Here is a 26,435-nt window from a genome sequence, read left to right as displayed (position 1 = left end):
CCGTGCATGAACGCGGAAGAGAAGGCGTTTTGAAATTTTGCTGACGAAAACAATGGAAATCACTCACGCCGGTACTTGTTCTATACATAAATGCGGGATCTATGCCGTCTACACGTATAATACCGGAGCTGATATTTTAATGATTTTGCCGTCTCTGAAATAAAAGCGGGGGACGCGGCGGCTTAACACAGATAAGACTTCGTAGCTGATCGTACCGAGCATTTCGGCAATTTCATCAACGGAAATCTCGGCTCCTTGTTGTTTACCGTAGATGACGACTTCTTCTCCTTGTTTGCCCTCATTCTCACCTAAACTGACCATGATCATATCCATTGTCACTCTCCCCGCCACCGGCACCCGTCTGCCGCGGTGAAGAATAAACCCGCGGTTGGACAGGGCGCGGGAGTAACCGTCAGCATAGCCGATTGGAATCGTCGCGATGATTTCACCAGGTTCGGCGATATATGTGGCGCCATAACTGACGGTCCGGGGATCTGTCACCATGGCTTTCACATAAGCGATACGCGCCTTTAAACTTAGTGCGGGTGTGAGATCCACGAGGTTCAGTTCCTTTATCGAGGCGGACGGATATAAACCATATAACCCAATGCCTAAACGGATCATGTCGGCGCTGAATTCCGGGAATGCGATAGCGGCGGCTGTATTGCACATATGCACGGTAGGCAGCGTAATGTCTTGATTTTTTAAAAAGCGGAGAAAGCTGATAAACTTTTCGTGCTGCAGCATCGTCAGCTCAGTGTCCGGTTCATCCGCTGTTGAAAAATGTGTAAAGATGCCATCCCATGACAGATATGTACTCGACTTGAGCGCTTTCACCACTGCTAAAAGATCTTCTTCCGTACGCACACCCAGCCGGCCCATTCCCGTATCCACATTGATATGAATGGACAGCCGTTTCGAATCTGCTTCTTTTTCCAATATCCGATTCGCTTTTTTGATCCAGCTGACTTGAAACGCTGATAATGTTATGTTCCAAACGGCAGATTTTTTCACACAGCTGAGAGCTGTGAAGCCGAGCACAAGAATAGGTGCCGTAATTCCCGCTCTCCGTAACACAATTCCCTCTTCGACACTTGCGACAGCGAGCTCGCTCGCCCCGCTTTCCAGTGCCTGCCGCGCTACTTCCACAGACCCGTGGCCATAAGCGTTCGCTTTTACGACGGCCATAATTTTAGACGTATTCGGAATATGGCGGCGGATCGCCCGTACATTCTTTTTTATCGCATCAAGGTCAACTTCAATCCAAACTTCCCGGCAAAGTTTTTTCATCACGATTCCTTCTTTCCTTAATGAGTTTCAGTACTCATGCTTTCAATCTGCATTCTATTCACCTTGAACTGAAATCATTCAAAACAAGGGAAGGTGATCGCTGATGTTTAAAAATCAAGGTTTCAGGAAATCAGTACGCCTGCTTTATTTATGCTGAAAGGGCTGCTTGGCAGCCCTTAAATTGACTTTACAATATTCTGATCTGAAAATTGATGTTCAAACATTTTGGACTGGCTTACAGCATTGTTTTGAATGACAATGCCGATATTTCCCCCTCCGGCACCGAAAACGGTTTTTGATGCAGTCAGCGGACTGATGGATATGGCGCCGCCAACATTGACAACTCCGTTTCCTGATACGTTGTTTATCGTAATCGGGCAACCGCTCATTCTATTTTTTCTCCTTTCTCTCACAGTCTACTAACTATATGTACGCTGTGATATGGAATAAGATTAAACAAAACGGCAAAAAGAATCCGGCTGCTGCCAGCCGGAAAGGGAGGGAAATACGGATGTCATAGTGTTTTCGTTACATTTTGATCAGAGTATTGAGAGCTTGAAGATTGAGATGTGCTGGATTGATTCATTTGCAGGACCATCCCTGTATTTCCCCCACCTGAGCCGTAGACGGTTTTTGATACGGTTAAAGGACTTATCGAAAACGCACCGCTGACATTGACAACCCCGTTTCCGGAAAGACTGTTAATCGTAATAGGAAAACCAGCCATCATATACGGTCTCCTTTCTATTAATCTATTTACTATATGTACGCTGTGTGTTAGAAATAGGAGTAAACAAAGCGGTAAAAACTTGTAAATCAAAAAAACTGCCGGACATCCGGCAGTTTTTTTAGTCTACTTTTCAAACGGCACCCAGCCGCCTGTATTCTGAATCATTTCCCATAACGGTTCAGGAAGTCGGTATTTCTCAATTTCAGATGCTTGAATGGCTTTTTCGATTTCCTGTTCGCGGCCTTCTTTGACCAGCACCGCCCATTCGGGGTTAATCAAAATGACACGTCCCAGAGCCACCAGCGGAATTCCGCTTTCTAATACAGCAAGCGCTTCGTCCGCGGTATAGATGGAACCGACGGCCATCAGCGGCACTTTATGGCCGACGCGTTCGTTTAATAAATCCATCCGCGTCCGTGAAGTATCCGCTCCGCGGCGGGCTTTGGAATTGACATCCATCAGTGAAATATGCAGATAATCCAAGTTCTCTTCCGCAAGCGCGTCAGCGAGCATGAATGTTTCTTTCATTGTAAGCCCCGGTGTTTCCGGCTCTTCCGGTGACAGGCGGTAGCCGAGAACGAATGGATTTTCAGCGTGTGTATCAATTGCCTGTTTGACAGCGTCAACGACTGCAAGCGGGAACGCAAGGCGCTTTTCATCGCTTCCGCCCCAGCGGTCTGTGCGCCGGTTTGTTTTCGGTGAATAAAATTGGTGAATCAGGTACCCGTTTGCCCCGTGAATTTCAACACCGTCAAAGCCGGCTTCAATCGCTCTGCGTGTCGCTTCGCCGAATGCTTTCACGATGTGCTCAATTTCTTGTTCGGTGAGAGCCCGGGACGTTTGTCTCCCGTCTTCTTCTGAGCCGCTCGGACTGACGACGTCGTTGTTTGGCACGAGTTCAGGAGGGCATTCCAATCCTCCGTGGTGAATCTGCACAACGGCTTTCGCTCCTTGAGACTGGATCGCCTGAGCGAGTTTTTTCAAGCCGGGAATGTGAGAATCATCATAGATGCCGGGCTGGCCTGGAAACGCTTTGCCGTCCGGCGTTACGTTTGCACATGCCGTAATGACCATGCCCATTTCTTTTGAACGGGGAGTAATGTAGCTTAATTCACGATCGGAAATCGTTCCGTCATCATTTGATGAATAGTGTGTCATCGGTGCGACTGAAATACGGTTTGGTATGGTGACGCCGCTTTCGAACGTAAAAGGTTCAAACAGCGGTTTATAAGTTTGCTTCATCATTTCGCCTTCTTCCTTAGGAGTTTAACTCGTCCGTATTCTAGCTTATGTTTTAATTGTGTGCAATTATTTTGCTTGTTCTTCTTCCTGAGGTTATGACCGGCTGAACCATTTAAACGAATGAAACGGTTTTCTCCGTTCCTTTTCAGGATCTTTATATCCTCCTGAAATTTGATGGCCGATCGAGCTGAATATGACAGCGGCGGCGAAGAGGAGAATGATTTTTTTCATATGCATATCTTCTTTCTTATCTTTTACAAGGTTATTTATAAGCATACGCTTGTGCGAAAAAACCGTCAATTTGTTTATTCTTTTTTCCACTTTCCTGCGGCGAATATCGTTCCGATCTGAATCACAACACTTAACAGAGCGCACACTGCCACAACTGTGTTGCTGTCCATAGAAGACACCCTCCTTTTTGTTAGGTTGATGTATCATATGACAGCTGTCTCTGTTTTGACAAAACCGTAATGCGGTGTTTCATATTTTTCAACACAAAAAGGGCGCTTTTTTAAGCGCCTTTACTTTTTTTTCAGCCGGTTCAAAGCGATTTGAACGGCGATGGCGTCATCCAGGTAGCCGATCGGAAACATGTAATCCGGAATGACGTCGGTCGCTAAAATATAATACAGCAGCGCGCTCCCGAGAATCGCGCGGTCTTCAGCCGGTGTTGATTCATCCATATACTGATGATGCATGTTTTTCAAATGATCAATAAAAGGGCCGACGCTTTCTTCATTGTCCATTTTCTTTTGAAACTCATCGCAAATCAGGCGATGGCCCTGCTGGGTTTTGGCATATTGTTCATATCTGGTCAGTTCGCGCTCAATTTGCTCCCGGGAAAAAGGCTGATCAAACATCTCGGCCATATTCAGCATATCCTGAATCGCGTGCATCGGGTCTTGCGGCGCAGCTTCTTTTTCATGGCCGATGTCTATGCCTGACGCCTCAAGCAATTCCTCCAGCGGGGTGCGGAGATGTTTTGAAAATTCCTGAAGATGCTTTAAATTGGCCTTCTGCTTGCCGTTTATAATCCGGGAGATGGTGGCCGTATCAATGTTTGTTAAGGCGCCGAGTTTTCTCATGGAGAGCGAGTGCTTATCAAGCAGTGATTTTAAAAGGGGCCCCAGTGTCGTATTTTTATTTTCTGTCAAGGGTGTCACCTCGTTTCCGCCGGAATGATGATCATTAATCAATAATTTTTGCAGAAAAGGTACCTTTTCTGTGCTGCTGAATAGGATAGTGTAGATTCAACGGCACAACATGTTGAAAAGACATCAAAGAATGGAGAGAAACGAACATGGCTTGGTTATTGATTTTAGGTTTGGCAGTGTCCTCGAGCATTGATAATTTAGGAGTGGGGATGTCATACGGCATCAGAAAAATCAAAATATCGCATGCGTCAAATATGATGATCGCTTTTATCTGTTTTGTATTCAGTTATATCGGAATTTATTTCGGCAAATGGATTTCAGCCGTTTTACCGGGCTTTCTTCCTGTATTGCTGGCGGCGTTTATTTTATCTGTCATCGGTATCCGCATCATTCTGCTGGCTGTGCCGAGAAAAACAGCGCGTGTTGGCGCGTCAGGAAAAAAAGGCCGTTTTGCCGGTCTGCTGCAAAATCCGGAGGCAGCGGATGCCGACGGTTCGGGAGAAATCGGTATATTGGAATCCATGGTTCTCGGGGTGGCCGTATCCGCAAATGCGCTGACCAACGGATTAAGCGCGGGGTTGATCGGGCTTTCTCCCGCTGCCATTTCCATTACTGCGGCGGTCGGAAGCTTTTTGACCATATGGATCGGCTGCTCGCTTGGAAAAAAAGCCGCGTCATTGCGCATCGGTTCTTTTCACGTCGGACAGTTCAGCACGGTGCTGAGCGGAGTGATTATTCTCATCATTGCCGCCAATACGCTGCTCTTTTAAGTTGTCCCGTTCATTTTATGAAAAGCTCAAAATAAATATGAATGTTTCTATTCGGGAGAGCGCATGACGCGGCTCTCTTTTTTTGCCGATCTGATATTTTTTCAAAATGAACAGAAAGTCGTCCGTTTCCGTTAAATTCTGCATATTCGGCCTTCAGACAGAACTTTTTTCATAGACTGATCAGCTTGTTTTCTTTCTAAGTTCAGGTAAACAGCAGGTCAGATAGCCTTCATTCCAAATATGGAAAAGCGCTGGAGGAATGGAGGCTCCCTTTACAAATCGGTCATTCTGTTCAAAGATAAAGCCGAATGAGAAAACGTGAGGTGATCTGTGTGAAGTCTGTCATACTTCTGATCTTCACCGCATGGCTGTTATCAGGCTGCGAGTATACCGCGGAGGCTGATGCGGCGCCGTCATTTACACAGGAAGGAACATTTATAAAAGCGGCCGGAAACGATACGATCGCGGTCGAAATTGACGGAGAAAGGCAAGAGGTGAAGGTGCCTTTCGCTAAGCGGTTTGAATGTCAGTCTCTGCCTGAACATACGGCGGTGCAAATCACCTATAAAAAAGAGAGCAACGGACAATTACGGCTTGAGGAACTGAAAAAAGAAACAGATATGTGAAAACGGGGAGGAAAAAACGTGGGTTTACTGACAAAAAGCGCTGCTACCTTCGGTGCCGCTCTTCTTCTGCTTGCGCCGTCTGCTTATGCAGCTGAACCTTTGCAAGGAAAAACCATTTATATCGATGCCGGACATGGCGGAGAAGACAGCGGGGCCGGCGGAAATGGACTGCTTGAGAAAAACATCAATTTAGCGGTGTCAAACAAGGTGATCGCCAAATTGGAGACAGAAGGCGCAAAACCTGTTGCTTCAAGGACTGACGATACTTTTTTACGTTTGGACGAGCGGGTGGCGAAAGCAAGCGCCAGCCAATCCGATTTATTCGTCAGCCTCCATACGAATTCAGCCGTCTCAACGGCATCGGGCACGGAAACGTATTTTAATTCGACATATGAAGGAGCAGACAGCGAAAGGCTTGCTTCCGACATCCAGCAGCAGCTTGTCACGTCTTTAGGGATGAAGGACAGAGGCGTAAAAGAAGCTCCTTTTTATGTCATTACATATTCAAAGATGCCGAGTGTGCTGGCTGAATTAGGTTTTATCACAAATCCTCAAGATGCGGACAAGCTGAAAAGCGATAACGGACAAGAGCACGCCGCGGACGCCGTTGTAAAAGGAATCGAAACCTATTACAGCGGACGGTAATTATAAAATATGTGTAAATAGCCCCCTCCTTATGTGCATAACGATTATAATAGAGAAAACCGATGACAAACACCTGAGGTGACACATATGACGAATATTTTTGCCCACCGGGGGGCGTCGGGCGACTGCCCTGAAAATACGATGCCCGCGTTTAAAAAAGCGATTGAGGACGGGGCTGACGGAATCGAACTTGATGTACAGATGACAAAAGACGGCCGTATCGTGGTCATTCACGATGAAACCCTCGACCGCACGACGTCTTTGAAAGGATTTGTGAAAGATACGGCGTATGACAAAATCAGAACCGCCGATGCCGCCGGAAAATGGAAAGATGCTTTTAAAGGTGTCAGAATTCCGCTTTTGTCAGATGTGCTGCGTTTTGCGGAACGTGCTGATTTTCTGATAAACATTGAGCTGAAAAACAGTGTATTCCGTTACGAAGGAATGGAAGAAGAAGTGATTAAAAAAGTCAGATATTACGGACTGGAAAAGCGCGTTATTTTTTCTTCATTTAATCATGAGAGTCTTGCGGTTTGCCACGCCTTGGCGCCTGAAATTGAACGGGCGGTGCTGACAATGGATGTGCTGTACCGGCCTGAACGGTATCTTGCCGCCATTCCCGCTTCGGGTTATCATCCGAAGCTCGGTACGCCGGCGGTGAGCGCTGAAGTGATCAAACATCTTGCAAAACACCAAGCGGCGCTCCGTCCGTTCACCGTCAATCGTCCTGAGGATATGAAGCAGCTGATGAAAGCGGGAGCAGACGCAATTTTTACCGATTATCCAAAGCTGGCTGTTTCTATAAAAAAAGAATGCCGCAGCTGAGAAGACTGTTCAGACAGTCTTCTTTTTTTATGGGCGGGAAAGAGGCGGTGCACTCATAACTCGGTCAGCCGGTTCATATATTGTAACAGGGCGTTTTGTGTAAGCGTTATCTTTTATCTTATTGAAAGTGAGGCAAAATTGTGGGAAAAACGGTTATCGTCAGTGCGGCAAGAACGCCGTTCGGAAAATTTGGCGGCGCATTAAAAGAGGTAAAGGCGGCCGAGCTTGGCGGCATCGCCATAAAAGAAGCAATCAAGCGCGCCGCTATCAGTGAAAGCGAAGCGGAAGGAACGGTGATGGGAATGGTCGTCCAGGCGGGTGCCGGGCAGATTCCGGCACGGCAGGCTGCAAGATATGCCGGGCTTCCGTGGTCCGTTCCGGCTGAAACCATTAATAAGGTCTGTGCATCAGGGCTCAGGGCCGTTACCATCTGTGATCAAATGATCCGGGCGAAAGATGCGGACGTGCTGATTGCAGGCGGAATGGAAAGCATGAGCAACATTCCGTACGCCATTCCGGCCGGCCGCTGGGGTGTGAGGATGGGGGACGGGGTGTTTCAGGATTTAATGGTTCATGACGGGCTGACCTGTGCGTTCGACCAGGTGCATATGGCTGTCCACGGAAGCACTGCGGCCAAAAAGTACGGCATTTCCCGGGATGAACAGGATCATTACGCTCTTTTGAGCCAGAAACGCGCGGCTGAGGCGGCCGAGGCGGGCAAATTGCGTGAAGAAATTGTCCCCGTCACCTGGACCGGCAAAAAGGGCAAACAGCATACCGTTGAAGCGGATGAGGGGCTGCGCCCTGATACGAGCCTTGAGCAGCTTGCAGCGCTCAAGCCAATTTTTACAGCCGACGGAACGGTTACAGCCGGAAACGCTCCCGGTGTAAATGACGGGGCCGGAGCATTTGTGCTGATGTCAGAGGAAAAAGCCGCGAAGCAGCATGTCAGGCCGCTCGCAGCGATACTTGGCTTTGCGTCAGTCGGACTGGAAGCGTGCGAGCTGGCAAGCGCGCCGGGAGAGGCCATCAGCCGGCTCTTGACAAAAACCGGACTGTCCGTTGACGATATTGATTTGTTTGAAGTAAATGAAGCATTTGCGTCCGTCGTGCTCGTGAGTGAAAAAATAGCCGGGTTCAGCCGGGAAAAAGTGAATGTAAACGGAGGGGCAATCGCGTTCGGCCACCCGATCGGCGCAAGCGGAGCGAGAATCATCATGAGTTTAATATACGAATTAAAGCGTCGCGGAGGAGGTTTAGGCATAGCGGCTATATGCAGCGGAGCGGCTCAAGGAGATGCCGTCCTGCTTGAGGTGTACTGATCAAAGGAGGGAGCGCCGGATGAAAATGAAAACAATCATGGTCGCAGGTGCCGGTCAGATGGGAGCAGGCATCGCGCAGACGGCTGCAGAAGCCGGGTTTGCCGTCATGTTATACGATTGGGAGCCGGAAACGGTAACAAAAGGTCTTCACCGCATAAAGACAAACCTGGAGAAAGAGCAGGCAAAAGGACGGAAGTCACGGCAGGAGACAGATGCCGTTTTCAGCCGTATTTCCCCGGCAGAACTCACAGAAGCGGGAGATGCTGATTTTGTAATTGAAGCCATTGCCGAAAACAAAAAAGCAAAAGCAGAATTGTTTGACACACTAGATAAAATCTGTCCCCCTCATGCCGTATTGGCAAGCAATACGTCTTCTCTTCCCATTACGGAGCTTGCCGCGGCCACAAAAAGGCCTGAAAAAGTAATCGGCATGCATTTTATGAATCCGGTTCCTGTCATGGAGCTTGTCGAAGTCATCAGAGGACTCGCCACATCGGAAGAAACGGCGGAAACAGTAAAGAAGCTTGCCGTCCGGATGAATAAAACCCCTGTCGAAGTCAATGACTTCCCGGGCTTTATATCTAATCGCATATTAATGCCGATGATTAACGAAGCCGTTTATTGCCTTTACGAAGGAGCAGCTTCAAAGGAAGCCATTGATGCGGTGATGAAGCTCGGCATGCGGCATCCGATGGGTCCATTAACATTAGCTGACTTCATCGGGCTGGATACGTGCCTTTCCATTATGGAGGTTCTCTATGCGGGGCTCGGAGATCCGAAATACCGCCCATGCCCTCTGCTCAGAAAATATGTCAGCGCCGGCTGGCTCGGCAAAAAAAGCGGGCGCGGTTTTTATGAGTACGGCAGATGACGTAAAGATCATGAGGGGAGACGGCAGCCATGCATTTTACAGAAGAGCACATCATGATGAGAAAAATGGTGCGTGATTTTGCCCGCAAGGAAATCGCGCCGGTGGTTGAGCTCATGGAATCAACAGATGAATTTCCGGAGCGGCTGATTAAAAAAATGGGCGAAGCGGGATTGATGGGCATTCCCGTCCCGGAAACTTACGGCGGGGCGGGTGCTGATACAACATCTTACATTTTAGCGATTCATGAAATATCAAAAGTCAGCGCGGCCGTCGGCGTCATTTTGTCCGTCCACACATCGGTAGGGACAATCCCGATTTTGCATTTCGGGACAGAAGCCCAAAAACAAACGTATATTCCGAAGCTGGCAGCGGGCGAATATATTGGGGCTTTTGCGCTTACTGAGCCTCAATCCGGATCTGATGCGGGGAGCCTGAAAACAAGAGCCGTGCGAAAAGGCGATTCATATATTCTGAACGGTTCAAAAATCTTTATTACAAACGGCGGAGCGGCAGATCTGTATCTGACATTCGCCATAACCGATCCAGGTAAGGGGAGAAAGGGAATTTCCGCGTTTATCATTGAGAAAAACACACCCGGTTTTTCTGTCGGAAAAAAAGAAAAAAAGCTCGGACTGTTAGGTTCCAATACTGTCGAATTGCAGTTTGACCAAGCGGAAATTCCGATTGAAAACCGGCTCGGCGAAGAGGGCGAGGGCTTTTCAATCGCCATGAAAAACCTTGACGTCGGACGGATCGGCATAGCGGCTCAGGCGCTCGGGATTATCGAAGCGGCGCTCGGCTGCTCGGTGGAGTACGCCAAAACCCGCAGCCAGTTCGGCAGACCCATCGCTTCGAATCAGGCCGTTTCATTTAAATTATCTGACATGGCGACGAATGCGGAAGCTGCCAAATTATTGGTCTATCATGCCGCTGAACTGTATCAGCGAGGGCTTCCGTGCGGAAAAGAAGCATCTATGGCGAAGCAATTCGCGTCCGATGCGGCGATGAAAGCGGCGGTGGAGGCTGTGCAGATTCACGGCGGCTACGGCTATATGAAAGAGTATCCCGCGGAGCGTTTATTTCGGGATGCGAAAGTCACGCAAATCTATGAAGGAACCAATGAGATTCAAAGGCTGATTATTTCTAAGTATCTTCTTCAATAAAAAGTGCGCAAAGGAGCGAAACCATGGAATCTTATTCTCCCGGTTTAGATGGCGTCATTGCGGTGGAAACGGGGATTTCTTTCCTGGATACACAGCAGGGCAGTATTTTAATCAAAGGCCACGATCTGATTGAGCTTTCTAAAACGGCCGGCTATATGGACATTGTTCATCTCTTATTGGAAGACAGACTTCCTGATGCGAAAGAGAAGGCGGCGCTTGAAGAAGACGTTCGGCGCGTCGGACACCTTCCCGAGGAAATCTTGCACATATGCCGTCTGCTGCCCGAACATACTCACCCGATGGACGGACTGAGGACGGGTTTGTCCGCGCTTGGAGGCTTTGACAAGGACATCGATGACCGTTCATCTTCCGTAAATCAGCACCGCGTACGCGGACTGATAGGCAAAATGCCGAATCTGACGGTCAACAGCTATCGAGTCATCAACGGGCTGGAGCCTTTGGCGCCGGTCGGAACCTTATCATACAGCGCAAACTTTTTATATATGATTACCGGAAAAACGCCGTCATCTTTGGAAGAAGAAATCTTCGACAGGTCGCTTCTTTTATACAGTGAGCATGAATTGCCGAACTCAACGTTTACGGCCCGTGTCATCGCTTCGACGCAATCGGATATTTACGGCGCGCTGACCGGAGCCGTCGCCTCGCTTAAAGGAAACCTTCACGGCGGCGCGAACGAAGCGGTTATGTACATGCTTGAAGAAGCGAAGGATACAGACGGGTTTACACAATTATTAACTCAAAAACTCGCAAATAAAGAAAAAATCATGGGCTTCGGCCACCGTGTCTACATGAAAAAAATGGACCCGAGGGCGCTCATGATGAAAGAAGCGTTAAAAAAGCTGTCTGATCTTTCAGGTGATTTCCGTCTTTATCATATGTGTGAAGCCGGCGAAACCGTCATGCGGGAGAAAAAAGGCCTTTATCCGAATTTAGATTACTACGCAGCGCCGGTCTATTACATGCTCGGCATCCCAATACCGCTGTACACGCCTATATTCTTCAGCGCACGGACGGTCGGACTGTGCGCCCACGTCATTGAACAGCACAGCCGAAACCGGCTTTTCCGCCCGCGTGTCCGCTATACCGGAGCGCGCCTGTAAACAGATGAGAAAGGAAGATGAAAACATGACAGAACCCCGCCGAATGGACGCTGTAATCGAAGAGATTTCTGACTACGTGCTCCATCAGGAGATTGACAGTTCAGAAGCTTTTACTACGGCAGGACATGTGCTTCTTGATACGATAGGCTGCGGAATTTTGGCGCTCAGCTATCCCGAATGTACAAAGCTGCTCGGCCCGATTGTCCCGGGAACCTCCGTGCCCAACGGCAGCAGAGTCCCGGGCACGCCTTTTGTTTTAGACCCGGTCACGGCTGCTTTTAATATCGGCTGTATCAACAGGTGGCTCGATTATAATGATACGTGGCTTGCGGCGGAATGGGGTCATCCGTCTGACAATCTCGGAGGCATATTGGCTTGTGCGGATTATATATCCAGAGTGCGGATTTCAGAAGGGAAAGAACCGCTTACCGTGCGCGATGTGCTTTGCGCAATGATCAAAGCGCACGAAATTCAAGGAATTCTCGCTTTGGAAAACAGCTTAAACAGAGTGGGGCTTGATCATGTGCTGTTTGTGAAAGTGGCGACTGCGGCTGTTTGCGCACAAATGCTGGGCGGCTCAAGAGAGGAAATCAATAACGCCGTATCTCACGCTTGGATTGATAATTCAAGCCTCAGAACGTATCGTCATGCGCCGAACACCGGATCACGCAAATCATGGGCGGCCGGCGACGCGACGAGCAGAGGCGTATATTTGGCCCTTATGGCGCAAAAAGGTGAAATGGGGTACCCGACGGCTCTGACCGCATCTGGGTGGGGATTTCAAGACGTATTGTTTAACCGGCAGGAAATGAAGCTTGCCCGCCCGCTTGGGTCCTATGTGATGGAGAATGTTTTGTTTAAAGTATCCTACCCGGCTGAATTCCACGCCCAGACAGCGGCGGAATGCGCGGTCCGGCTTCATCCGGAGGTGAAAGACCGCATCGAAGACATTGATAGGATCACGATTATGACCCATGAGTCGGCAATCCGGATTATCGATAAAAAAGGGCCGCTTCACAATCCGGCTGACCGGGATCACTGCCTCCAGTACATTACGGCAATCGGGCTGCTTTTCGGAGATATCACGGCGGATCATTATGAAGAGGAAACGGCGTCTGACCCGCGAATTGATACATTGCGGAGTAAAATGGAGGTGACGGAACACAAAGCGTACTCAAAAGATTACTTAGACCCGAATAAGCGATCCATATCAAATGCCGTACAGGTGCATTTTACAGACGGCACGGCTACGGGACGGATTGAATGTGAATATCCGCTCGGGCACCGATTCCGCAGAAAAGAAGCCGTTCCGAAGATTCTTGCCAAGTTTTCAGCAAACATCAGCACTCATTTTTCATTGAAGCAGCAGCGGAAAATCGAAGAGGCCTGCGAACACAGCGGCCGAATGCAGAAGCTCAGCGTCAGTGAATTTATGGACTTATTTCTCGTATAAAATAGGAGGGTGACAAACATGACGTGGATCGTCAGCAAGCAGTCGTCTCAAGAGGAGCTTGCAGAGCGGTTCCGTACGCTGATGGCAGCGCCGGATCTATTGCAGATTCCCGGCGCTCACGATGCCATGGCCGCTCTTATCGCCAAGAAAACGGGTTTTTCGGCTCTTTATTTATCAGGCGCGGCTTACACGGCGAGCAGAGGGCTGCCCGATTTAGGGATCATCACGTCGGCGGAAATGGCTGAACGGGTTAAAGATCTGGTCCGCTCGTCTGATCTGCCCGTCCTTGTCGATATTGACACGGGTTTCGGAGGCGTGCTGAATGCCGCCCGGACGGCGAAAGAAATGTATGAAGCGCGCGCGGCCGCCGTCCAGATGGAGGATCAGCGCCTGCCGAAAAAATGCGGACATCTGAATGGGAAGCAGCTCGTGCCGATTGAAGAAATGGCGCAAAAAATCCAAGCGGTCAAGCGGGCCGCGCCGACTCTTCTTGTTGTTGCGAGAACAGACGCCAGACAGCAGGAAGGATTGGAGGGGGCATTAAAAAGGGCGTCCGCTTATATAAAAGCGGGTGCTGACGCTGTTTTTCCGGAAGCGCTCCAATCCGAAAGTGAATTCAGAGCGTTTTCCAAACAAATCAGTGTGCCGATTCTCGCAAACATGACTGAATTCGGAAAAACGCCGTATTACAGTGCTGATGAATTTTCCGATATGGGCTGTCAGATGGTCATTTACCCGGTCACGTCACTCAGAACGGCAGCCAAGGCTTTTGAGCGTATTTTCCGCCTTCTGAAAGAAGAAGGCTCGCAAAAAGAGGGGCTTTCGGATATGCAGACGAGAAAAGAATTATATGAAACGATCGCTTACGATGACTATGAAGAACTGGATCAATCCATTGCCAAAACAATACTGCCGGACGACTGAAAAAGCCCTTTTTTTGCAAGGGCTTTTTTTACAGCTTTTTTTTCCTGAACCGCGGGCTGACTTGATTGCGTTTCCGATCTCTGTACAGAATAAATCCGGCCAGAACATAAAGGCCGAACAAAAAAAACGCCAATCCGGCCGCCCCCTGAAGAAAAAGGGACGGAAACGGGGAAAACGCATGCCCGAATAATGCATCTCTCATCAGCTTAATGCCGAGCGCCGCGACAGCGCCGGGGAGGACCAGAATTAAAAGCGCAACAAGCCGGCTCATATTCAGAAAACCCCTTTACGATATGTTTTCCTTTATTGTCCAATCGAAAAAATATTTTGTCAAGAGATCAAAACGTGGTAACATAGGGGTTGTGCAAATTATTGCAACGGGAAATACAGGTGTGCAAATTTTTTCATATAAAGGGGTATCGGGATGCAGAAGGTGCTGATTATAGGTGCTGGTAAAGGAGGCACGGCGCTCCTACAGATTTTGATGAAAACAAAGCTGATCCGGATTATTGCGGTGGTTGATCAAGATCCGGAGGCGCAAGGGCTGCAAGAAGCCCGGAGATATGGAATTGCAACCTCATCAGATTGGAAACCCTACATAACTGAAGATATAGATATTATCATCCATACAACAGGCGATAAAGCGGTCATGGATGAGCTGCTCCATGAGAAAAAAGAACAAACCATCGTCATGCCGGGAAAATTGGCGTACATGGTGTTTCAGCTGATGGAGGAAAAACAGCAGCTTATCCAAATGCTGAAGTCGCAGACGTATAAGCATGACCGGATTTTTAATTCAACGCACGACGGCATGATTTTTATAGACGTCAACGAAACGATCATTTTATTTAATCAGATGGCAGAAAAAATGGTCGGCCAAAAACGGGAGGATGTCATCGGCCGCCAAATTAAAGATGTAGTGCCGAACACAAAGCTGCCGCGGATTCTGGAAACGAGAGAGCCGGAATATAACCAGAAGCAGCTTCTCGGAAAGCACCTGCAGATTGTCACGACAAGACTGCCGATCATTGATGAAGGCGGAAAACTTCTCGGCGCGTTATGCGTGTTTAAAGATATCACCGACGCAGTTGAACTGGCGGAAGAGGTCACGAACTTAAAACAAATCCGCACCATGCTTGAAGCGATTATACAATCGTCAGATGAGGCCATTTCTGTCGTTGATGAAAACGGCATCGGAATGTTAATCAACAAAGCGTATACAAAAATGACCGGGCTGTCAGAAAGCGAAGTCATCGGAAAACCCGCTTCCACCGATATCTCAGAAGGGGAGAGCATGCACCTGAAAGTATTGGGGACAAGGCGGCCCGTGCGGGGTGTGAGAATGAAGGTCGGCCCCAATAAAAAGGATGTTATCGTAAATGTTGCCCCCGTTATTGTGGACGGTATTTTAAAAGGCAGCGTCGGCGTCATCCACGACGTGTCAGAAATTAAAACGCTGACTGCTGAGCTGAATCGGGCGCGCCAGATCATCCGCACGCTTGAAGCGAAATACACGTTTGACGACATTATCGGCACGAGTGAACAAATGCTGGTCGCCCTTGAACAGGCGAAGCTCGGGGCGAAAACGCCGGCGACGATTCTGCTGCGGGGAGAATCCGGCACAGGAAAAGAACTTTTCGCCCACGCCATCCATAATGAAAGCGACCGAAAATACAATAAGTTCATCCGGGTCAATTGTGCGGCCCTGTCTGAATCACTGCTAGAATCCGAGCTTTTCGGCTATGAGGAAGGCGCGTTTACGGGCGCGAGGCGCGGGGGCAAAAAAGGACTTTTTGAGGAAGCGAATAACGGCAGCATTTTCTTAGATGAAATCGGAGAGCTGACCCAAAGCACCCAGGCAAAGCTGCTCAGAGTTCTGCAGGAAAAAGAAATTATCAGAGTCGGCGGCGCTAAAGCGATTTCTGTCAATGTCAGAATTATCGCAGCGACAAACGTCAACATCGAAAAGGCCATGGCGGAAGGCGCGTTCCGTGAAGACCTGTATTACCGGATTAACCGCTATCCGATCTCAATCCCGCCGCTTCGGCAGCGCAAAGAAGATATTGAAGCGCTGAGCATTCGGCTCATTGAAAAAATCAATCAGGATTACGGCCGCAATGTAAAGGGGCTCACGCCGAACGCGCTGCGAGCTTTATCAGCCTACAGCTGGCCGGGAAACGTCCGGGAGCTTGAAAATGTTCTCGGACGGGCAATGATATTTTTAGAGCCGCACATGGAACGGATCGAACAGCAGCATCTGCCTGTTTTTGAATCAGAGCTGAATGAAAAAAACGGCACCCAAAGTGATTTTCCGGATGTGGAAGGGGAAAAGCTGTCTCAGGCTGTTGAAAAATTTGAAGCGCACGTCATTCAAAAAACGCTTGAAAAGCATAAATTCAACCGAACCAAAACGGCAAAAGCGCTTGGTGTCAGTATTCGGAATCTGTACTACAAAATGGATAAGTACGGCCTTGCAAATGACGGCATGCAATAAATTGCAGAGAAAGCGCAAACAGCTGCATGTTTTCTTGAAGAAAGCCGGAATAAACCCTCCCGCATATTTGGCACGGAACTTGCATTGTTAAAAGCGGATTCGCACAAGGAAGGTGGTACAAAATGAAGCTGAGAGACCTAGTTGAAAAAGCCGCGGCAAAAAACGCAAAAACCATTGCAGTGGCCCACGCAGCAGATAAAGAAGTGATCCAGGCCGTCAAAATGGCGGCAGAACACTTGTCGGCACGATTTTTACTGACGGGTGACAGCGGAAAGCTGAAAGAGCTTCTCGCAAATGAGCCGAAGTTCAATGCTGAAATCATCCACGCCGATTCATCCGAAGAATCTGCGGCAAAAGCAGTGCGCGCAGTGCGTGAACAAGAGGCGGACGTTTTAATGAAAGGGAATCTCCCGAGCTCTACTCTTCTGAAATCGGTTTTAAACCGCCATGAAGGGCTTCGTTCAAAAAGGGTGTTATCACATGTAGCTGTTTTTGAGGTGCCGGACTATGACCGGCTGATGTATGTGACTGATTCAGCGCTGAACATTGCCCCGTCTCTTGAAGAGCTCGGGCATATTCTGCAAAATGCGGTTCATGTCGCACATTCAGTAGGGAATCCTATGCCGAAAGCCGCAGTCCTTGCCGCTATTGAAACGGTTAATCCGAAAATGGAGGCGACGCTGAACGCGGCTGCGATCGTCCAGATGTGCAATAGAGGACAGATTACCGGCTGCATTGCGGACGGACCGCTTGCTTTGGATAATGCCGTATCCCAAGCGGCTGCGCTGCAAAAAGGGATTTCCGGAAGCGTAGCGGGCCAGGCGGATATTCTCTTGGTTCCTTCAATCGAGGCCGGAAATATGCTTTATAAGTCAATGATTTATTTTGCGAAAGCAAGTGTTGCTGCCGTCATCGCCGGTGCAAAAGCGCCGATCGCATTAACGAGCAGAGCGGATACCGCAGAAAATAAACTGTATTCAATTGCGCTTGCGATTTGCGCATCACAAGAACAGTAGGAGGAACGAACCAATGGAAATTTTTAAATATATGGAGACTTATGATTACGAACAATTGGTATTCTGCCAAGATGAACAATCCGGATTAAAAGCGATCATCGCGATTCATGATACGACGCTCGGCCCCGCACTCGGCGGAACAAGAATGTGGACATATGACAGTGAAGAAGCGGCGATTGAAGATGCACTAAGACTTGCAAAAGGCATGACTTATAAAAATGCGGCTGCCGGTTTAAACTTAGGCGGCGGGAAAACCGTTATTATCGGAGACCCGCGCAAAGATAAAAATGAAGAAATGTTCCGCGCGTTCGGCCGGTACATCCAAGGCTTAAACGGAAGGTATATTACGGCGGAAGACGTCGGCACGACCGTTGAAGATATGGACATCATTCATGATGAAACAGACTATGTAACCGGAATTTCTCCGGCATTCGGTTCATCAGGAAATCCGTCTCCCGTTACGGCGTACGGCGTCTACAAAGGGATGAAAGCCGCAGCGAAAGCGGCGTTTGGCACTGATTCACTGGAAGGTAAAACAATTGCCGTGCAAGGCGTGGGAAATGTGGCTTACAATCTATGCCGCCACCTTCACGAAGAAGGCGCTTCTTTAATCGTAACGGATATCAATAAAGAATCTGTTAAACGTGCCGTTGAGGATTTCGGCGCCCGCGCAGTTGATCCCGGCGACATTTACTCACAGGCGTGCGATATTTATGCCCCATGTGCTCTCGGCGCCGTCATTAACGATGACACGATTAAACAGCTGAAGGCGAAAGTCATTGCGGGAGCGGCCAATAACCAGCTGAAAGAAACACGTCACGGCGATACCATTCATGAAATGGGAATCGTGTACGCTCCGGATTATGTCATCAATGCAGGCGGCGTCATCAATGTGGCCGATGAGCTTTACGGCTACAATGCTGAGCGGGCTTTGAAAAAAGTTGAAGGCATCTATGCAAACATTGAGCGGGTGCTCGATATTTCCGCGCGTGACGGCATTCCGACATACTTAGCGGCCGACCGTCTGGCTGAGGAACGAATTGAGCGCATGCGCCGTTCAAGAAGCCAGTTTCTGCAAAACGGCCAAAGTATATTAAGCAGACGATAGGAATTTGATCTGGAGGTATGAAAATGTTCGAAAAGGAAAAACGCATTCTCATTCTGAATCCAGGCTCAACATCAACGAAAATCGGTGTCTTTCACAATGAACGCTGTATCTTTGAAAAGACGCTGCGGCATCCCGAAGAAGAGCTGAAAACATTTAACAGCATTATCGACCAATACGAATTTCGAAAAATAAGCATTCTTGAGTCTTTGCACGAACAGGGCATCAACATTTCAAAGTTCGATGCCGTTTGTGCCAGGGGCGGCCTGCTCAGACCGATTGAGGGCGGCACATATGAAGTGAATGACGCCATGATCACTGATTTGAAAAACGGCTACAACGGCCAGCATGCTTCTAATCTGGGCGGAATTATTGCCAGGGAAATAGCTGACGGATTAAATATCCCCGCGTATATCGTCGATCCGGTCGTGGTGGATGAGATGACTCCGCTCGCTAAAGTATCAGGAATGCCTGAGATCAAGCGGAAAAGCATTTTCCATGCTTTGAACCAAAAAGCTGTTGCCCGTCAGGCGGCGGCGTCCCTCGGCAAACGGTATGAACAGATGAAGATGATCGTCACTCATATGGGCGGCGGCACCACAGTCGGTGTCCATGATTGCGGACGGGTGACGGATGTCAACAACGGGCTTCACGGAGAAGGACCCTTCAGCCCGGAGCGCGCGGGAACTGTTCCGGCGGGTGATTTGGTAGAAATGTGTTTTTCCGGCAAGTATTCAAAAGCCGATATGATGAAAAAACTTGTCGGCACGGGCGGACTCTCCGGCTACCTGGGGACAACGGACGCGGTGAAGGTGGAAAAACGCATTCAGGCCGGAGATGAGCATGCGCGTCTCATTTATGACGCCATGGCTTATCAAGTAGCAAAAGAAATCGGGGCGGCAAGCGCCGTTTTAAAAGGAAAAGTAGACATTATCGTCCTGACGGGCGGATTGGCGTACGGGAAAAGTTTCGTATCCGCCATCAGATCGTACATAGATTGGATTTCGGATGTACTGGTGTACCCGGGAGAAAATGAACTGCAATCTCTCGCGCAAGGCGCGCTTCGGGTTTTAGCCGGTGAGGAGCAGTCAAAGCAATATCAGATCGGCGAAGGAGTGAAAACAAATGGCGACTGAGTATGATGTGGTCATTCTGGGCGGCGGCACGGGCGGTTATGTAGCCGCCATCAGAGCGGCCCAGCTCGGCTTAAAAACGGCCGTTGTAGAAAAAGAAAAGCTCGGCGGAACATGCCTGCATAAAGGATGTATCCCGAGTAAAGCGCTGTTAAGAAGCGCGGAAGTGTACCGAACCGCAAAGGAAGCGGCAGCATTCGGCATTGAAACGGAAGGTGTCTCCCTCCGCTTTGACAGCGTGCAAAAACGAAAGCAGGGAATCGTTGACCGGCTGGCCGGTGGTGTCGCCCACTTGATGAAAAAGGGGAAGATTGATGTATTCAACGGGTACGGACGTATGCTCGGCCCTTCCATCTTCTCACCTCTGCCCGGTACGGTTTCCGTCGAATACGCAAATGGTGAAGAAAACGACATGCTGATACCGAAACAATTGATTATCGCAACCGGTTCAAGGCCGAAAATGCTGCCGGGTTTAGAAGCAGACGGTACATATATTCTGACATCAGATGAAGCGTTAGAGCTTGAACGTCTGCCCCAATCCATGATGATCGTCGGCGGCGGTGTCATCGGAATTGAATGGGCCTCCATGCTGAACGATTTCGGCGTCAATATCACTGTGATTGAATATGCGGACCGCATTTTGCCGACGGAAGACCGTGATATTTCAAGCGAGATGGAAAAACTGTTAACGAAAAAAGGAATTAAGATCGTGACGGGTGCGAAAGTGCTTCCGGATACATTGGAAAAAGCGGACGGCGTTTCAATTGCCGCTGAAAAGAATGGAAAAAAAGAAACGTATCACGCGGAACAAATGCTTGTTTCCATCGGCCGCCAGCCGAACATTGAAGGGATCGGGCTTGAAAACACGGATATTGAAGCGGAAAACGGTTCTATCATCGTGAACGAAGCCGGGCAGACGAAGGAATCGCACATTTATGCGATCGGTGATGTTGTCGGCGGGCTGCAGCTTGCGCATGTGGCCTCCCGTGAGGGCATCATTGCCGTTGAGCATATGGCGGGTCTTAATCCGGCTCCGCTTGATGCCGCTCTTGTGCCGAAATGTATTTATTCAAATCCGGAAGCGGCGAGCGTCGGTCTGACAGAAGAGGAAGCTCTTCGAAAAGGGCATGAACTGAAGATCGGGAAGTTTCCGTTCATGGCGATCGGAAAGGCTCTTGTATACGGAGAAAGCGACGGCTTTGTCAAAATCGTCGCCGATCGGAATACAGATGATATTCTCGGTGTTCATATGATCGGCCCGCACGTCACCGATATGATCTCTGAAGCGGGGCTTGCCAAGGTGCTCGACGCGACGCCTTGGGAAATCGGCCAGTCCATACATCCGCATCCGTCGCTTTCAGAGGCGATTGGAGAAGCTGCGTTAGCCGCAGACGGAAACGCGATTCATTTTTAAAAGGAAAGAAGGAGGGGTTTGAATGACTACAAACCGCCATCAAGCATTAGGGCTCTCTGACGAAGAAGCCGTTGAAATGTATAGAACCATGCTGTTAGCCAGAAAAATCGACGAAAGAATGTGGCTCTTAAACCGCTCGGGCAAAATTCCGTTCGTTGTTTCATGTCAAGGACAGGAAGCGGCGCAAGTAGGCGCGGCCTATGCCTTAAACCGTGATACCGACTATGTGCTTCCGTACTACAGAGATATAGGGGTTGTGCTTGCATTCGGTATGACTGCAAAGGATTTGATGATGTCGGGTTTTGCGAAAGCAGCTGACCCGAACTCAGGCGGAAGGCAGATGCCGGGCCACTTCGGGCAAAAGGAAAACAGAATCGTAACGGGCTCATCCCCTGTTACGACGCAGGTGCCTCACGCAGTCGGAATCGCGCTTGCGGGACGCATGGATAAAAAGGATATCGTCTCTTTCGTTACCTTTGGAGAAGGATCTTCCAACCAGGGGGATTTTCACGAAGGGGCAAACTTTGCCGCCGTGTATAAACTGCCGGTCATTTTCATGTGTGAAAACAATAAGTATGCCATTTCTGTCCCGTATGACAGACAGGTGGCGTGCGAGAAAATATCCGACCGGGCGGCAGGCTACGGCATGCCGGGAGTCACTGTTGACGGAAATGACCTGCTGGAAGTTTACCGGGCCGTAAAAGAAGCGCGCGAACGGGCGTCTAAAGGCGAAGGCCCTACATTAATAGAAACGGTTTCCTACCGTTTGACGCCGCATTCCAGTGATGACGACGACAGCAGCTACAGAGAACGCGAAGAAGTAGAAGAAGCAAAGAAACAAGATCCGCTTCTTTTATACAAAGCATACTTGCAAGAAGCCGGGCTTCTAGGTGAAGAAGAAGAAAAGACCATGCTGAATGACATCATGGCTATCGTAAACGAAGCGACAGACGAAGCGGAGAAAGCGCCATACGCATCTCCTGAATCAACGCTTGATCACGTTTATGCGAAGTAGGGAGGAATACTTATGTCTGTAATGTCTTATATTGACAGTATTAATGCAGCAATGAAAGAAGAAATGGAAAGAGATCCGCGCGTGTTTGTTCTCGGGGAAGACGTCGGGAGAAAAGGCGGCGTGTTTAAAGCCACGGCGGGTCTCTATGAACAGTTTGGAGAAGAGCGGGTGATGGATACGCCGCTTGCTGAATCAGCCATTGCCGGTGTAGGGATCGGCGCCGCGATGTACGGCATGCGCCCGATTGCCGAGATGCAGTTTGCCGATTTCATTCTGCCTGCGGTCAACCAAATCATTTCAGAAGCGGCAAAAATACGCTACCGTTCAAACAATGATTGGAGCTGTCCGATGGTCATCAGAGCGCCTTACGGCGGCGGCGTGCACGGCGCGTTGTATCATTCCCAATCTGTGGAGGCTATTTTTGCCAACCAGCCGGGCCTTAAAATTGTCATGCCTTCAACTCCTTATGACGCAAAAGGGCTGTTGAAAGCTGCAGTCCGTGACGAAGATCCGGTGCTGTTTTTCGAACATAAGAGGGCGTACCGTCTGATTAAAGGCGAAGTCCCTGCGGATGATTACGTCCTTCCGATCGGAAAGGCGGATGTAAAACGCGAAGGTAGCGACATTACTGTTATTACGTACGGATTATGCGTCCATTTTGCTCTGCAGGCTGCCGAGCGCCTTGAAAAAGACGGAATTTCCGCACACGTATTAGATTTGCGTACGGTTTATCCGTTAGATAAAGAAGCCATCATTGAAGCCGCGTCTAAAACGGGAAAAGTATTGCTGATCACAGAAGATACGAAAGAAGGCGGTATTATGAGCGAGGTCGCCGCCATTATTTCTGAAAACTGCTTATTTGATTTAGACGCGCCGATCAAGCGGCTTGCAGGTCCTGACGTTCCGGCAATGCCTTATGCGCCGACAATGGAAAAATACTTCATGATGAATCCTGACAAAGCAGAAGCCGCGATGAGAGAATTAGCGGAGTTTTAAAGACGTAAGGAGGTTTTTGACATGGCGATTGAACAAATGGCTATGCCTCAGCTCGGAGAGAGCGTGACGGAAGGGACGATCAGCAAATGGCTGGTATCCCCCGGTGATCAAGTGAATAAATATGACCCCATCGCGGAGGTCATGACAGATAAAGTGAACGCGGAGGTGCCGTCTTCTTTTACCGGTACGATTAGAGAACTTGTAGGAGAAGAAGGCCAGACTCTTGCAGTCGGCGAGATCATCTGCAAAATTGAAACAGAAGAAACGGAAACCGAAGAGGCGCCGAAGCGGGAAGAAGAGCAGAATACCCCTTCAGACACCGGTGCAAACCGTCAAGGTAAAGATCAGTCAAATAAAGCGCGTTATTCGCCGGCCGTGCTCAGATTAGCGGGAGAACACGGCATTCAGCTTGAAGAAGTTGAAGGAACGGGTGCAGGCGGAAGAATTACGCGAAAAGACATTCAAAAAATCATTGATTCGGGAATGCAGCAGAAGTCGGAAGCACCGGCGCCGGTAGCCGTTCAAACAACGCAACAAGCGCCGAAACAACAGCAAAAACAAGCACCGGCACCCGCTCTGTCAGCCGGTGATATTGAAATTCCGGTTACAGGTGTCAGAAAAGCCATCGCCGCCAATATGCATAAAAGCAAAACAGAAATTCCGCATGCCTGGACGATGATGGAAGTCGACGTCACGAACATGACGGCGTACAGAAACAGCATTAAAGACTCATTTAAACAGAAAGAAGGCTTCAATTTAACGTTTTTCGCTTTCTTTGTAAAAGCGGCGGCGCAGGCTCTCAAGGAGTTCCCGCAGATGAACAGCATGTGGGCGGGAGACAAAATCGTCCAAAAGAAAGACATCAACATCTCCATTGCCGTTGCCACGGAAGATTCGCTGTTTGTTCCGGTTATTAAGCATGCTGATGAAAAAACGATTAAAGGCATAGCCAGAGAAATAACGGACCTTGCGAAAAAAGTGAGAAACGGAAAACTTACTGCGGAAGATATGCAGGGCGGCACATTTACCGTCAATAACACGGGATCTTTCGGCTCAGTTCAATCTATGGGCATTATCAACCATCCGCAGGCGGCGATTCTTCAGGTAGAATCTATCGTCAAACGTCCGGTTGTCATGAATAACGGGATGATCGCCGTTCGTGATATGGTTAATCTTTGCCTGTCTTTAGATCACAGAGTGCTCGACGGGCTCGTGTGCGGCCGATTCCTCGGACGCGTCAAAGAGATCTTAGAAAACATTGATGAACATACTTCCGTCTATTAAAAAAAACTCCTTTTGCCCGGGCGGCAAAAGGAGTTTTTTTATTTTCATTGTGAATCCTCGGGAACAATCATAGTGAGATGATGTTTTTTCACTTCGAGCGTACAAGGTGTTGTTCCGTATACCTCGCCATCTGTATCCGCGTCCATCTCACGTCCGGTTTCGATTTCAATCCTGGAGGCCTGAATATAGGACAGCTCCCCTTTGAAATCATCAAACGAACCCTGCTCCATCGTCATCAGCTCCCGCAACGCGGCAAGGCTTGTGTTGCGGCAGATTAACACATCGGCTAAGCCGTCCTGGAGGCTGGCATCAGGCAGGGGAACTCTGTTTGTCCCGATATAATGCCCATTCATGACAAGCACCATTACGGCTTCGTCTTCTTTCACCTCGCCGTCAATCGTCAATTTGACAGGAAACGGGTTCGCGCTTGTCATCGTCCGCAAGGCGCTCGTGAAGTAGCTGATTTTACCAAGCCATGCTTTTTCAGTTTCATTAATATGGCTTGATGCTTCGGTGATCAGTCCGATGCCCCAGAAGTTCAGAAAATAGCCGTCATCCGTTTTACAGACGTCAATCATCCGTTTATGTCCGGCCGCGAGCACTTCAGCGGCCTTTTGAAGGTTTTGCGGGATGCCGAGCGCCCGGGAGAAATCGTTGCACGTTCCTCCCGGCAAAATGCCGACAGCGGGTCTGTGATCAAGCTTGCTGATGCTGTTGATGCATTGATGCACAGTGCCGTCTCCGCCTAAAATATATAAATGGTCAACTGAACTGTCGAGATTTTCACAATACTGACGGGCATCATCCTGATGTTTGGTCGGTTTAATCAAAAGTTCGTCAGCTGACTGGGCCAAAATGGGGACGACCGTGCCGAGCGTTTTATCAATCTGTTTTTGACCGGCGTTTCCGTTATAAATTAAAACTGCTTTCCGTTGGCTCATATGACTGCTCCTTTATTTCAGACAATCTCCTTAACAAGTTTCCCGTTTTTAAAGGGTCATAAACTTACATCGGGAGCATAAAAGGGACAAAAAACAATTGGATATGAGCGGTGTCATTTGCCGATAGGGAGGTTCCTTGCTATCATAAGAAGAGATGATCAAAAAGGAGAGGTCCCAGTTGAATATGGATTTTAATTTATTTATGAATGATGTCGTGCGTCAAGCCCGCCAGGAAATCACGGCCGCCGGGTATACAGAGCTGAAAACCGCTGAGGAAGTGGACGAAGCGCTTTCGAAAAAAGGAACGACACTCGTCATGGTCAACTCTGTGTGCGGATGCGCAGGCGGTATTGCACGGCCTGCCGCGTACCATTCCGTACATTACGATAAACGCCCGGATCAGCTTGTGACGGTATTTGCCGGACAGGATAAAGAAGCGACAGCCAAAGCGAGAGAATACTTTGAAGGCTACCCGCCGTCCTCTCCGTCATTTGCCATTTTAAAAGACGGGAAAATCATGAAAATGGTGGAACGCCATGAAATTGAAGGCCATGAGCCGATGGCCGTCGTCACAAAACTGCAGGAAGCATTTGAAGAATATTGTGAAGAAGTATAAGTGAAAGAAAAACCCCGGAGCCAAGCGCTGGGACTGACCCCATAAGATGAGACAAATAAAAACACCTTCAAGTTTGAATACGGATGATTGTTATCCGAAATTAGACTTGGAGGTGTTTTTTCTATGGGGACAAGAGTGAGTTATCCGGTTGAAGTGAAACAGAAGGCTGTAGAAATGAGATTGGCAGGCGTACCTATGAAAGAGATCCTGCAGGAGTTGAATATTAAGAATAAGACACAGGTTCAGACATGGGTTAGATGGTATAAGGCTGGTGATACACATCGA

Annotated in this window: 28 protein-coding genes; 20 read left to right on the top strand and 8 right to left on the bottom strand. The window is 48.9% G+C overall.

The genetic code is table 11. The features are described from left to right. Nucleotides 1–108: 108 nt before the first annotated feature. The 6 genes from alr to AC1RRX_RS06920 all read right to left on the bottom strand — a co-directional run bounded on the left by alr (nucleotide 109) and on the right by AC1RRX_RS06920 (nucleotide 4,416). On the bottom strand, nucleotides 109–1,290 hold the full coding sequence (gene alr / locus AC1RRX_RS06945) for an alanine racemase (RefSeq protein WP_007408361.1): 1,182 nt from the start codon (nucleotides 1,288–1,290) through the stop codon (nucleotides 109–111). Between the two features lie 176 nt (nucleotides 1,291–1,466). Beyond that, entirely contained in the window at nucleotides 1,467–1,679 is a 213-nt protein-coding gene (locus AC1RRX_RS06940) for a spore germination protein (RefSeq protein WP_003153181.1), read from the bottom strand. A 125-nt stretch (nucleotides 1,680–1,804) separates the two neighbouring features. After that, nucleotides 1,805–2,017 carry a spore germination protein gene (locus tag AC1RRX_RS06935; RefSeq protein ID WP_033574249.1) on the bottom strand — a complete coding sequence of 71 codons (213 nt, stop codon included), beginning with the start codon at nucleotides 2,015–2,017 and terminating at the stop codon, nucleotides 1,805–1,807. Between the two features lie 126 nt (nucleotides 2,018–2,143). After that, nucleotides 2,144–3,262: an NADH-dependent flavin oxidoreductase gene (locus AC1RRX_RS06930; RefSeq protein WP_032863662.1), complete on the bottom strand. Its 1,119-nt coding sequence runs from the start codon at nucleotides 3,260–3,262 to the stop codon at nucleotides 2,144–2,146. Nucleotides 3,263–3,355: 93 nt separating this feature from the next. Further along, nucleotides 3,356–3,493: a hypothetical protein gene (locus tag AC1RRX_RS06925; RefSeq protein WP_014470646.1), complete on the bottom strand. Its 138-nt coding sequence runs from the start codon at nucleotides 3,491–3,493 to the stop codon at nucleotides 3,356–3,358. A gap of 290 nt (nucleotides 3,494–3,783) precedes the next feature. After that, on the bottom strand, nucleotides 3,784–4,416 hold the full coding sequence (locus tag AC1RRX_RS06920) for a helix-turn-helix domain-containing protein (protein ID WP_007408365.1): 633 nt from the start codon (nucleotides 4,414–4,416) through the stop codon (nucleotides 3,784–3,786). Nucleotides 4,417–4,562: 146 nt separating this feature from the next. On the opposite strand from AC1RRX_RS06920, the gene ytaF reads away from it, so the two are divergent. From ytaF to prpB, 10 genes are all read left to right on the top strand, one after another. Next, on the top strand, nucleotides 4,563–5,186 hold the full coding sequence (ytaF, locus tag AC1RRX_RS06915) for a sporulation membrane protein YtaF (protein ID WP_007408366.1): 624 nt from the start codon (nucleotides 4,563–4,565) through the stop codon (nucleotides 5,184–5,186). A 332-nt stretch (nucleotides 5,187–5,518) separates the two neighbouring features. Beyond that, nucleotides 5,519–5,812 (top strand): lipoprotein YqiH, encoded by a 294-nt coding sequence (gene yqiH / locus AC1RRX_RS06910; protein ID WP_007408368.1) that lies wholly within the window; start codon nucleotides 5,519–5,521, stop codon nucleotides 5,810–5,812. 18 nt (nucleotides 5,813–5,830) lie between these two features. Beyond that, a complete protein-coding gene (locus tag AC1RRX_RS06905; protein WP_061046624.1) occupies nucleotides 5,831–6,457 on the top strand; it encodes an N-acetylmuramoyl-L-alanine amidase family protein in 627 nt (208 codons plus the stop codon). Nucleotides 6,458–6,544: 87 nt separating this feature from the next. Further along, on the top strand, nucleotides 6,545–7,282 hold the full coding sequence (locus AC1RRX_RS06900) for a glycerophosphodiester phosphodiesterase (RefSeq protein WP_053573207.1): 738 nt from the start codon (nucleotides 6,545–6,547) through the stop codon (nucleotides 7,280–7,282). A 140-nt stretch (nucleotides 7,283–7,422) separates the two neighbouring features. Beyond that, nucleotides 7,423–8,604 carry an acetyl-CoA C-acetyltransferase gene (locus tag AC1RRX_RS06895; protein WP_039063306.1) on the top strand — a complete coding sequence of 394 codons (1,182 nt, stop codon included), beginning with the start codon at nucleotides 7,423–7,425 and terminating at the stop codon, nucleotides 8,602–8,604. 19 nt (nucleotides 8,605–8,623) lie between these two features. Beyond that, nucleotides 8,624–9,475: a 3-hydroxybutyryl-CoA dehydrogenase gene (locus AC1RRX_RS06890; RefSeq protein ID WP_020956070.1), complete on the top strand. Its 852-nt coding sequence runs from the start codon at nucleotides 8,624–8,626 to the stop codon at nucleotides 9,473–9,475. A gap of 29 nt (nucleotides 9,476–9,504) precedes the next feature. Further along, a complete protein-coding gene (locus AC1RRX_RS06885; RefSeq protein ID WP_119026864.1) occupies nucleotides 9,505–10,638 on the top strand; it encodes an acyl-CoA dehydrogenase in 1,134 nt (377 codons plus the stop codon). A gap of 23 nt (nucleotides 10,639–10,661) precedes the next feature. Then, nucleotides 10,662–11,759 (top strand): citrate synthase, encoded by a 1,098-nt coding sequence (gene mmgD / locus AC1RRX_RS06880; RefSeq protein ID WP_042635347.1) that lies wholly within the window; start codon nucleotides 10,662–10,664, stop codon nucleotides 11,757–11,759. Between the two features lie 25 nt (nucleotides 11,760–11,784). After that, nucleotides 11,785–13,212 (top strand): bifunctional 2-methylcitrate dehydratase/aconitate hydratase, encoded by a 1,428-nt coding sequence (locus tag AC1RRX_RS06875; RefSeq protein ID WP_162495990.1) that lies wholly within the window; start codon nucleotides 11,785–11,787, stop codon nucleotides 13,210–13,212. 18 nt (nucleotides 13,213–13,230) lie between these two features. Continuing rightward, entirely contained in the window at nucleotides 13,231–14,136 is a 906-nt protein-coding gene (prpB, locus tag AC1RRX_RS06870) for a methylisocitrate lyase (protein WP_015417790.1), read from the top strand. A gap of 28 nt (nucleotides 14,137–14,164) precedes the next feature. Here prpB and AC1RRX_RS06865 read toward each other — a convergent pair whose 3' ends face one another. Next, the gene (locus tag AC1RRX_RS06865) at nucleotides 14,165–14,407 is read right to left on the bottom strand and encodes a DUF2627 domain-containing protein (RefSeq protein ID WP_007408378.1); all 243 of its coding nucleotides are present in this window, start codon (nucleotides 14,405–14,407) and stop codon (nucleotides 14,165–14,167) included. Between the two features lie 153 nt (nucleotides 14,408–14,560). Between AC1RRX_RS06865 and AC1RRX_RS06860 the strand changes: the two genes are divergently transcribed. The 8 genes from AC1RRX_RS06860 (at nucleotide 14,561) to AC1RRX_RS06825 (ending at nucleotide 24,593) form a co-directional block, all read left to right on the top strand. Further along, complete coding sequence (locus AC1RRX_RS06860; protein WP_007408379.1) at nucleotides 14,561–16,630, top strand: sigma-54 interaction domain-containing protein; 2,070 nt, start codon at nucleotides 14,561–14,563, stop codon at nucleotides 16,628–16,630. A 122-nt stretch (nucleotides 16,631–16,752) separates the two neighbouring features. Next, nucleotides 16,753–17,646 carry a phosphate butyryltransferase gene (gene yqiS, locus AC1RRX_RS06855; protein WP_007408380.1) on the top strand — a complete coding sequence of 298 codons (894 nt, stop codon included), beginning with the start codon at nucleotides 16,753–16,755 and terminating at the stop codon, nucleotides 17,644–17,646. A 13-nt stretch (nucleotides 17,647–17,659) separates the two neighbouring features. Further along, nucleotides 17,660–18,754, top strand: a complete 1,095-nt coding sequence (gene bcd, locus AC1RRX_RS06850; RefSeq protein ID WP_003153209.1) for a branched-chain amino acid dehydrogenase — start codon at nucleotides 17,660–17,662, stop codon at nucleotides 18,752–18,754. 17 nt (nucleotides 18,755–18,771) lie between these two features. Then, nucleotides 18,772–19,887, top strand: coding sequence for a butyrate kinase (gene buk, locus AC1RRX_RS06845; protein WP_094032254.1), 1,116 nt, complete (start codon nucleotides 18,772–18,774; stop codon nucleotides 19,885–19,887). Beyond that, nucleotides 19,877–21,298: a dihydrolipoyl dehydrogenase gene (lpdA, locus tag AC1RRX_RS06840; RefSeq protein ID WP_014418337.1), complete on the top strand. Its 1,422-nt coding sequence runs from the start codon at nucleotides 19,877–19,879 to the stop codon at nucleotides 21,296–21,298. Before buk ends, lpdA begins: the two co-directional genes overlap by 11 nt. A gap of 22 nt (nucleotides 21,299–21,320) precedes the next feature. After that, entirely contained in the window at nucleotides 21,321–22,313 is a 993-nt protein-coding gene (locus AC1RRX_RS06835) for a thiamine pyrophosphate-dependent dehydrogenase E1 component subunit alpha (protein ID WP_020956065.1), read from the top strand. Between the two features lie 12 nt (nucleotides 22,314–22,325). Further along, a complete protein-coding gene (gene bfmBAB / locus AC1RRX_RS06830; protein ID WP_003153216.1) occupies nucleotides 22,326–23,309 on the top strand; it encodes a 3-methyl-2-oxobutanoate dehydrogenase subunit beta in 984 nt (327 codons plus the stop codon). A gap of 21 nt (nucleotides 23,310–23,330) precedes the next feature. Further along, complete coding sequence (locus AC1RRX_RS06825) at nucleotides 23,331–24,593, top strand: dihydrolipoamide acetyltransferase family protein (protein WP_042635343.1); 1,263 nt, start codon at nucleotides 23,331–23,333, stop codon at nucleotides 24,591–24,593. Between the two features lie 44 nt (nucleotides 24,594–24,637). Here AC1RRX_RS06825 and AC1RRX_RS06820 read toward each other — a convergent pair whose 3' ends face one another. Continuing rightward, nucleotides 24,638–25,534, bottom strand: a complete 897-nt coding sequence (locus AC1RRX_RS06820) for a YegS/Rv2252/BmrU family lipid kinase (protein ID WP_042635342.1) — start codon at nucleotides 25,532–25,534, stop codon at nucleotides 24,638–24,640. A 178-nt stretch (nucleotides 25,535–25,712) separates the two neighbouring features. Here AC1RRX_RS06820 and brxB point away from each other — a divergent pair, with 178 nt between their 5' ends. Beyond that, nucleotides 25,713–26,150: a bacilliredoxin BrxB gene (gene brxB, locus AC1RRX_RS06815; RefSeq protein ID WP_003153223.1), complete on the top strand. Its 438-nt coding sequence runs from the start codon at nucleotides 25,713–25,715 to the stop codon at nucleotides 26,148–26,150. A gap of 123 nt (nucleotides 26,151–26,273) precedes the next feature. Next, on the top strand, nucleotides 26,274–26,435 hold a 162-nt coding region (locus tag AC1RRX_RS06810), incomplete at its 3' end, for a helix-turn-helix domain-containing protein (protein ID WP_144490541.1).

The organism is Bacillus sp. GW821-FHT11D08 (assembly GCF_058808515.1).
The sequence above is the reverse complement of the archived record's forward strand: the minus strand, read 5'-3'. Positions and strand labels throughout refer to the sequence as shown.

Excerpts from the sequence above, each read along its gene's own strand:
- AC1RRX_RS06940 (WP_003153181.1), bottom strand. The coding sequence starts at position 1,679 with ATGAGCGGTTGCCCGATTACGATAAACAACGTATCAGGAAACGGAGTT.
- ytaF (WP_007408366.1), top strand. The coding sequence starts at position 4,563 with ATGGCTTGGTTATTGATTTTAGGTTTGGCAGTGTCCTCGAGCATTGAT.
- buk (WP_094032254.1), top strand. The coding sequence starts at position 18,772 with ATGAAAATGTTCGAAAAGGAAAAACGCATTCTCATTCTGAATCCAGGC.
- AC1RRX_RS06820 (WP_042635342.1), bottom strand. The coding sequence starts at position 25,534 with ATGAGCCAACGGAAAGCAGTTTTAATTTATAACGGAAACGCCGGTCAA.
- AC1RRX_RS06925 (WP_014470646.1), bottom strand. The coding sequence starts at position 3,493 with ATGAAAAAAATCATTCTCCTCTTCGCCGCCGCTGTCATATTCAGCTCG.
- prpB (WP_015417790.1), top strand. The coding sequence starts at position 13,231 with ATGACGTGGATCGTCAGCAAGCAGTCGTCTCAAGAGGAGCTTGCAGAG.
- AC1RRX_RS06825 (WP_042635343.1), top strand. The coding sequence starts at position 23,331 with ATGGCGATTGAACAAATGGCTATGCCTCAGCTCGGAGAGAGCGTGACG.
- alr (WP_007408361.1), bottom strand. The coding sequence starts at position 1,290 with ATGAAAAAACTTTGCCGGGAAGTTTGGATTGAAGTTGACCTTGATGCG.
- AC1RRX_RS06935 (WP_033574249.1), bottom strand. The coding sequence starts at position 2,017 with ATGGCTGGTTTTCCTATTACGATTAACAGTCTTTCCGGAAACGGGGTT.
- yqiS (WP_007408380.1), top strand. The coding sequence starts at position 16,753 with ATGAAGCTGAGAGACCTAGTTGAAAAAGCCGCGGCAAAAAACGCAAAA.
- lpdA (WP_014418337.1), top strand. The coding sequence starts at position 19,877 with ATGGCGACTGAGTATGATGTGGTCATTCTGGGCGGCGGCACGGGCGGT.
- AC1RRX_RS06835 (WP_020956065.1), top strand. The coding sequence starts at position 21,321 with ATGACTACAAACCGCCATCAAGCATTAGGGCTCTCTGACGAAGAAGCC.
- bcd (WP_003153209.1), top strand. The coding sequence starts at position 17,660 with ATGGAAATTTTTAAATATATGGAGACTTATGATTACGAACAATTGGTA.
- AC1RRX_RS06890 (WP_020956070.1), top strand. The coding sequence starts at position 8,624 with ATGAAAATGAAAACAATCATGGTCGCAGGTGCCGGTCAGATGGGAGCA.
- bfmBAB (WP_003153216.1), top strand. The coding sequence starts at position 22,326 with ATGTCTGTAATGTCTTATATTGACAGTATTAATGCAGCAATGAAAGAA.
- AC1RRX_RS06860 (WP_007408379.1), top strand. The coding sequence starts at position 14,561 with ATGCAGAAGGTGCTGATTATAGGTGCTGGTAAAGGAGGCACGGCGCTC.
- AC1RRX_RS06930 (WP_032863662.1), bottom strand. The coding sequence starts at position 3,262 with ATGAAGCAAACTTATAAACCGCTGTTTGAACCTTTTACGTTCGAAAGC.
- AC1RRX_RS06885 (WP_119026864.1), top strand. The coding sequence starts at position 9,505 with ATGCATTTTACAGAAGAGCACATCATGATGAGAAAAATGGTGCGTGAT.
- AC1RRX_RS06900 (WP_053573207.1), top strand. The coding sequence starts at position 6,545 with ATGACGAATATTTTTGCCCACCGGGGGGCGTCGGGCGACTGCCCTGAA.
- mmgD (WP_042635347.1), top strand. The coding sequence starts at position 10,662 with ATGGAATCTTATTCTCCCGGTTTAGATGGCGTCATTGCGGTGGAAACG.
- AC1RRX_RS06875 (WP_162495990.1), top strand. The coding sequence starts at position 11,785 with ATGACAGAACCCCGCCGAATGGACGCTGTAATCGAAGAGATTTCTGAC.
- AC1RRX_RS06865 (WP_007408378.1), bottom strand. The coding sequence starts at position 14,407 with ATGAGCCGGCTTGTTGCGCTTTTAATTCTGGTCCTCCCCGGCGCTGTC.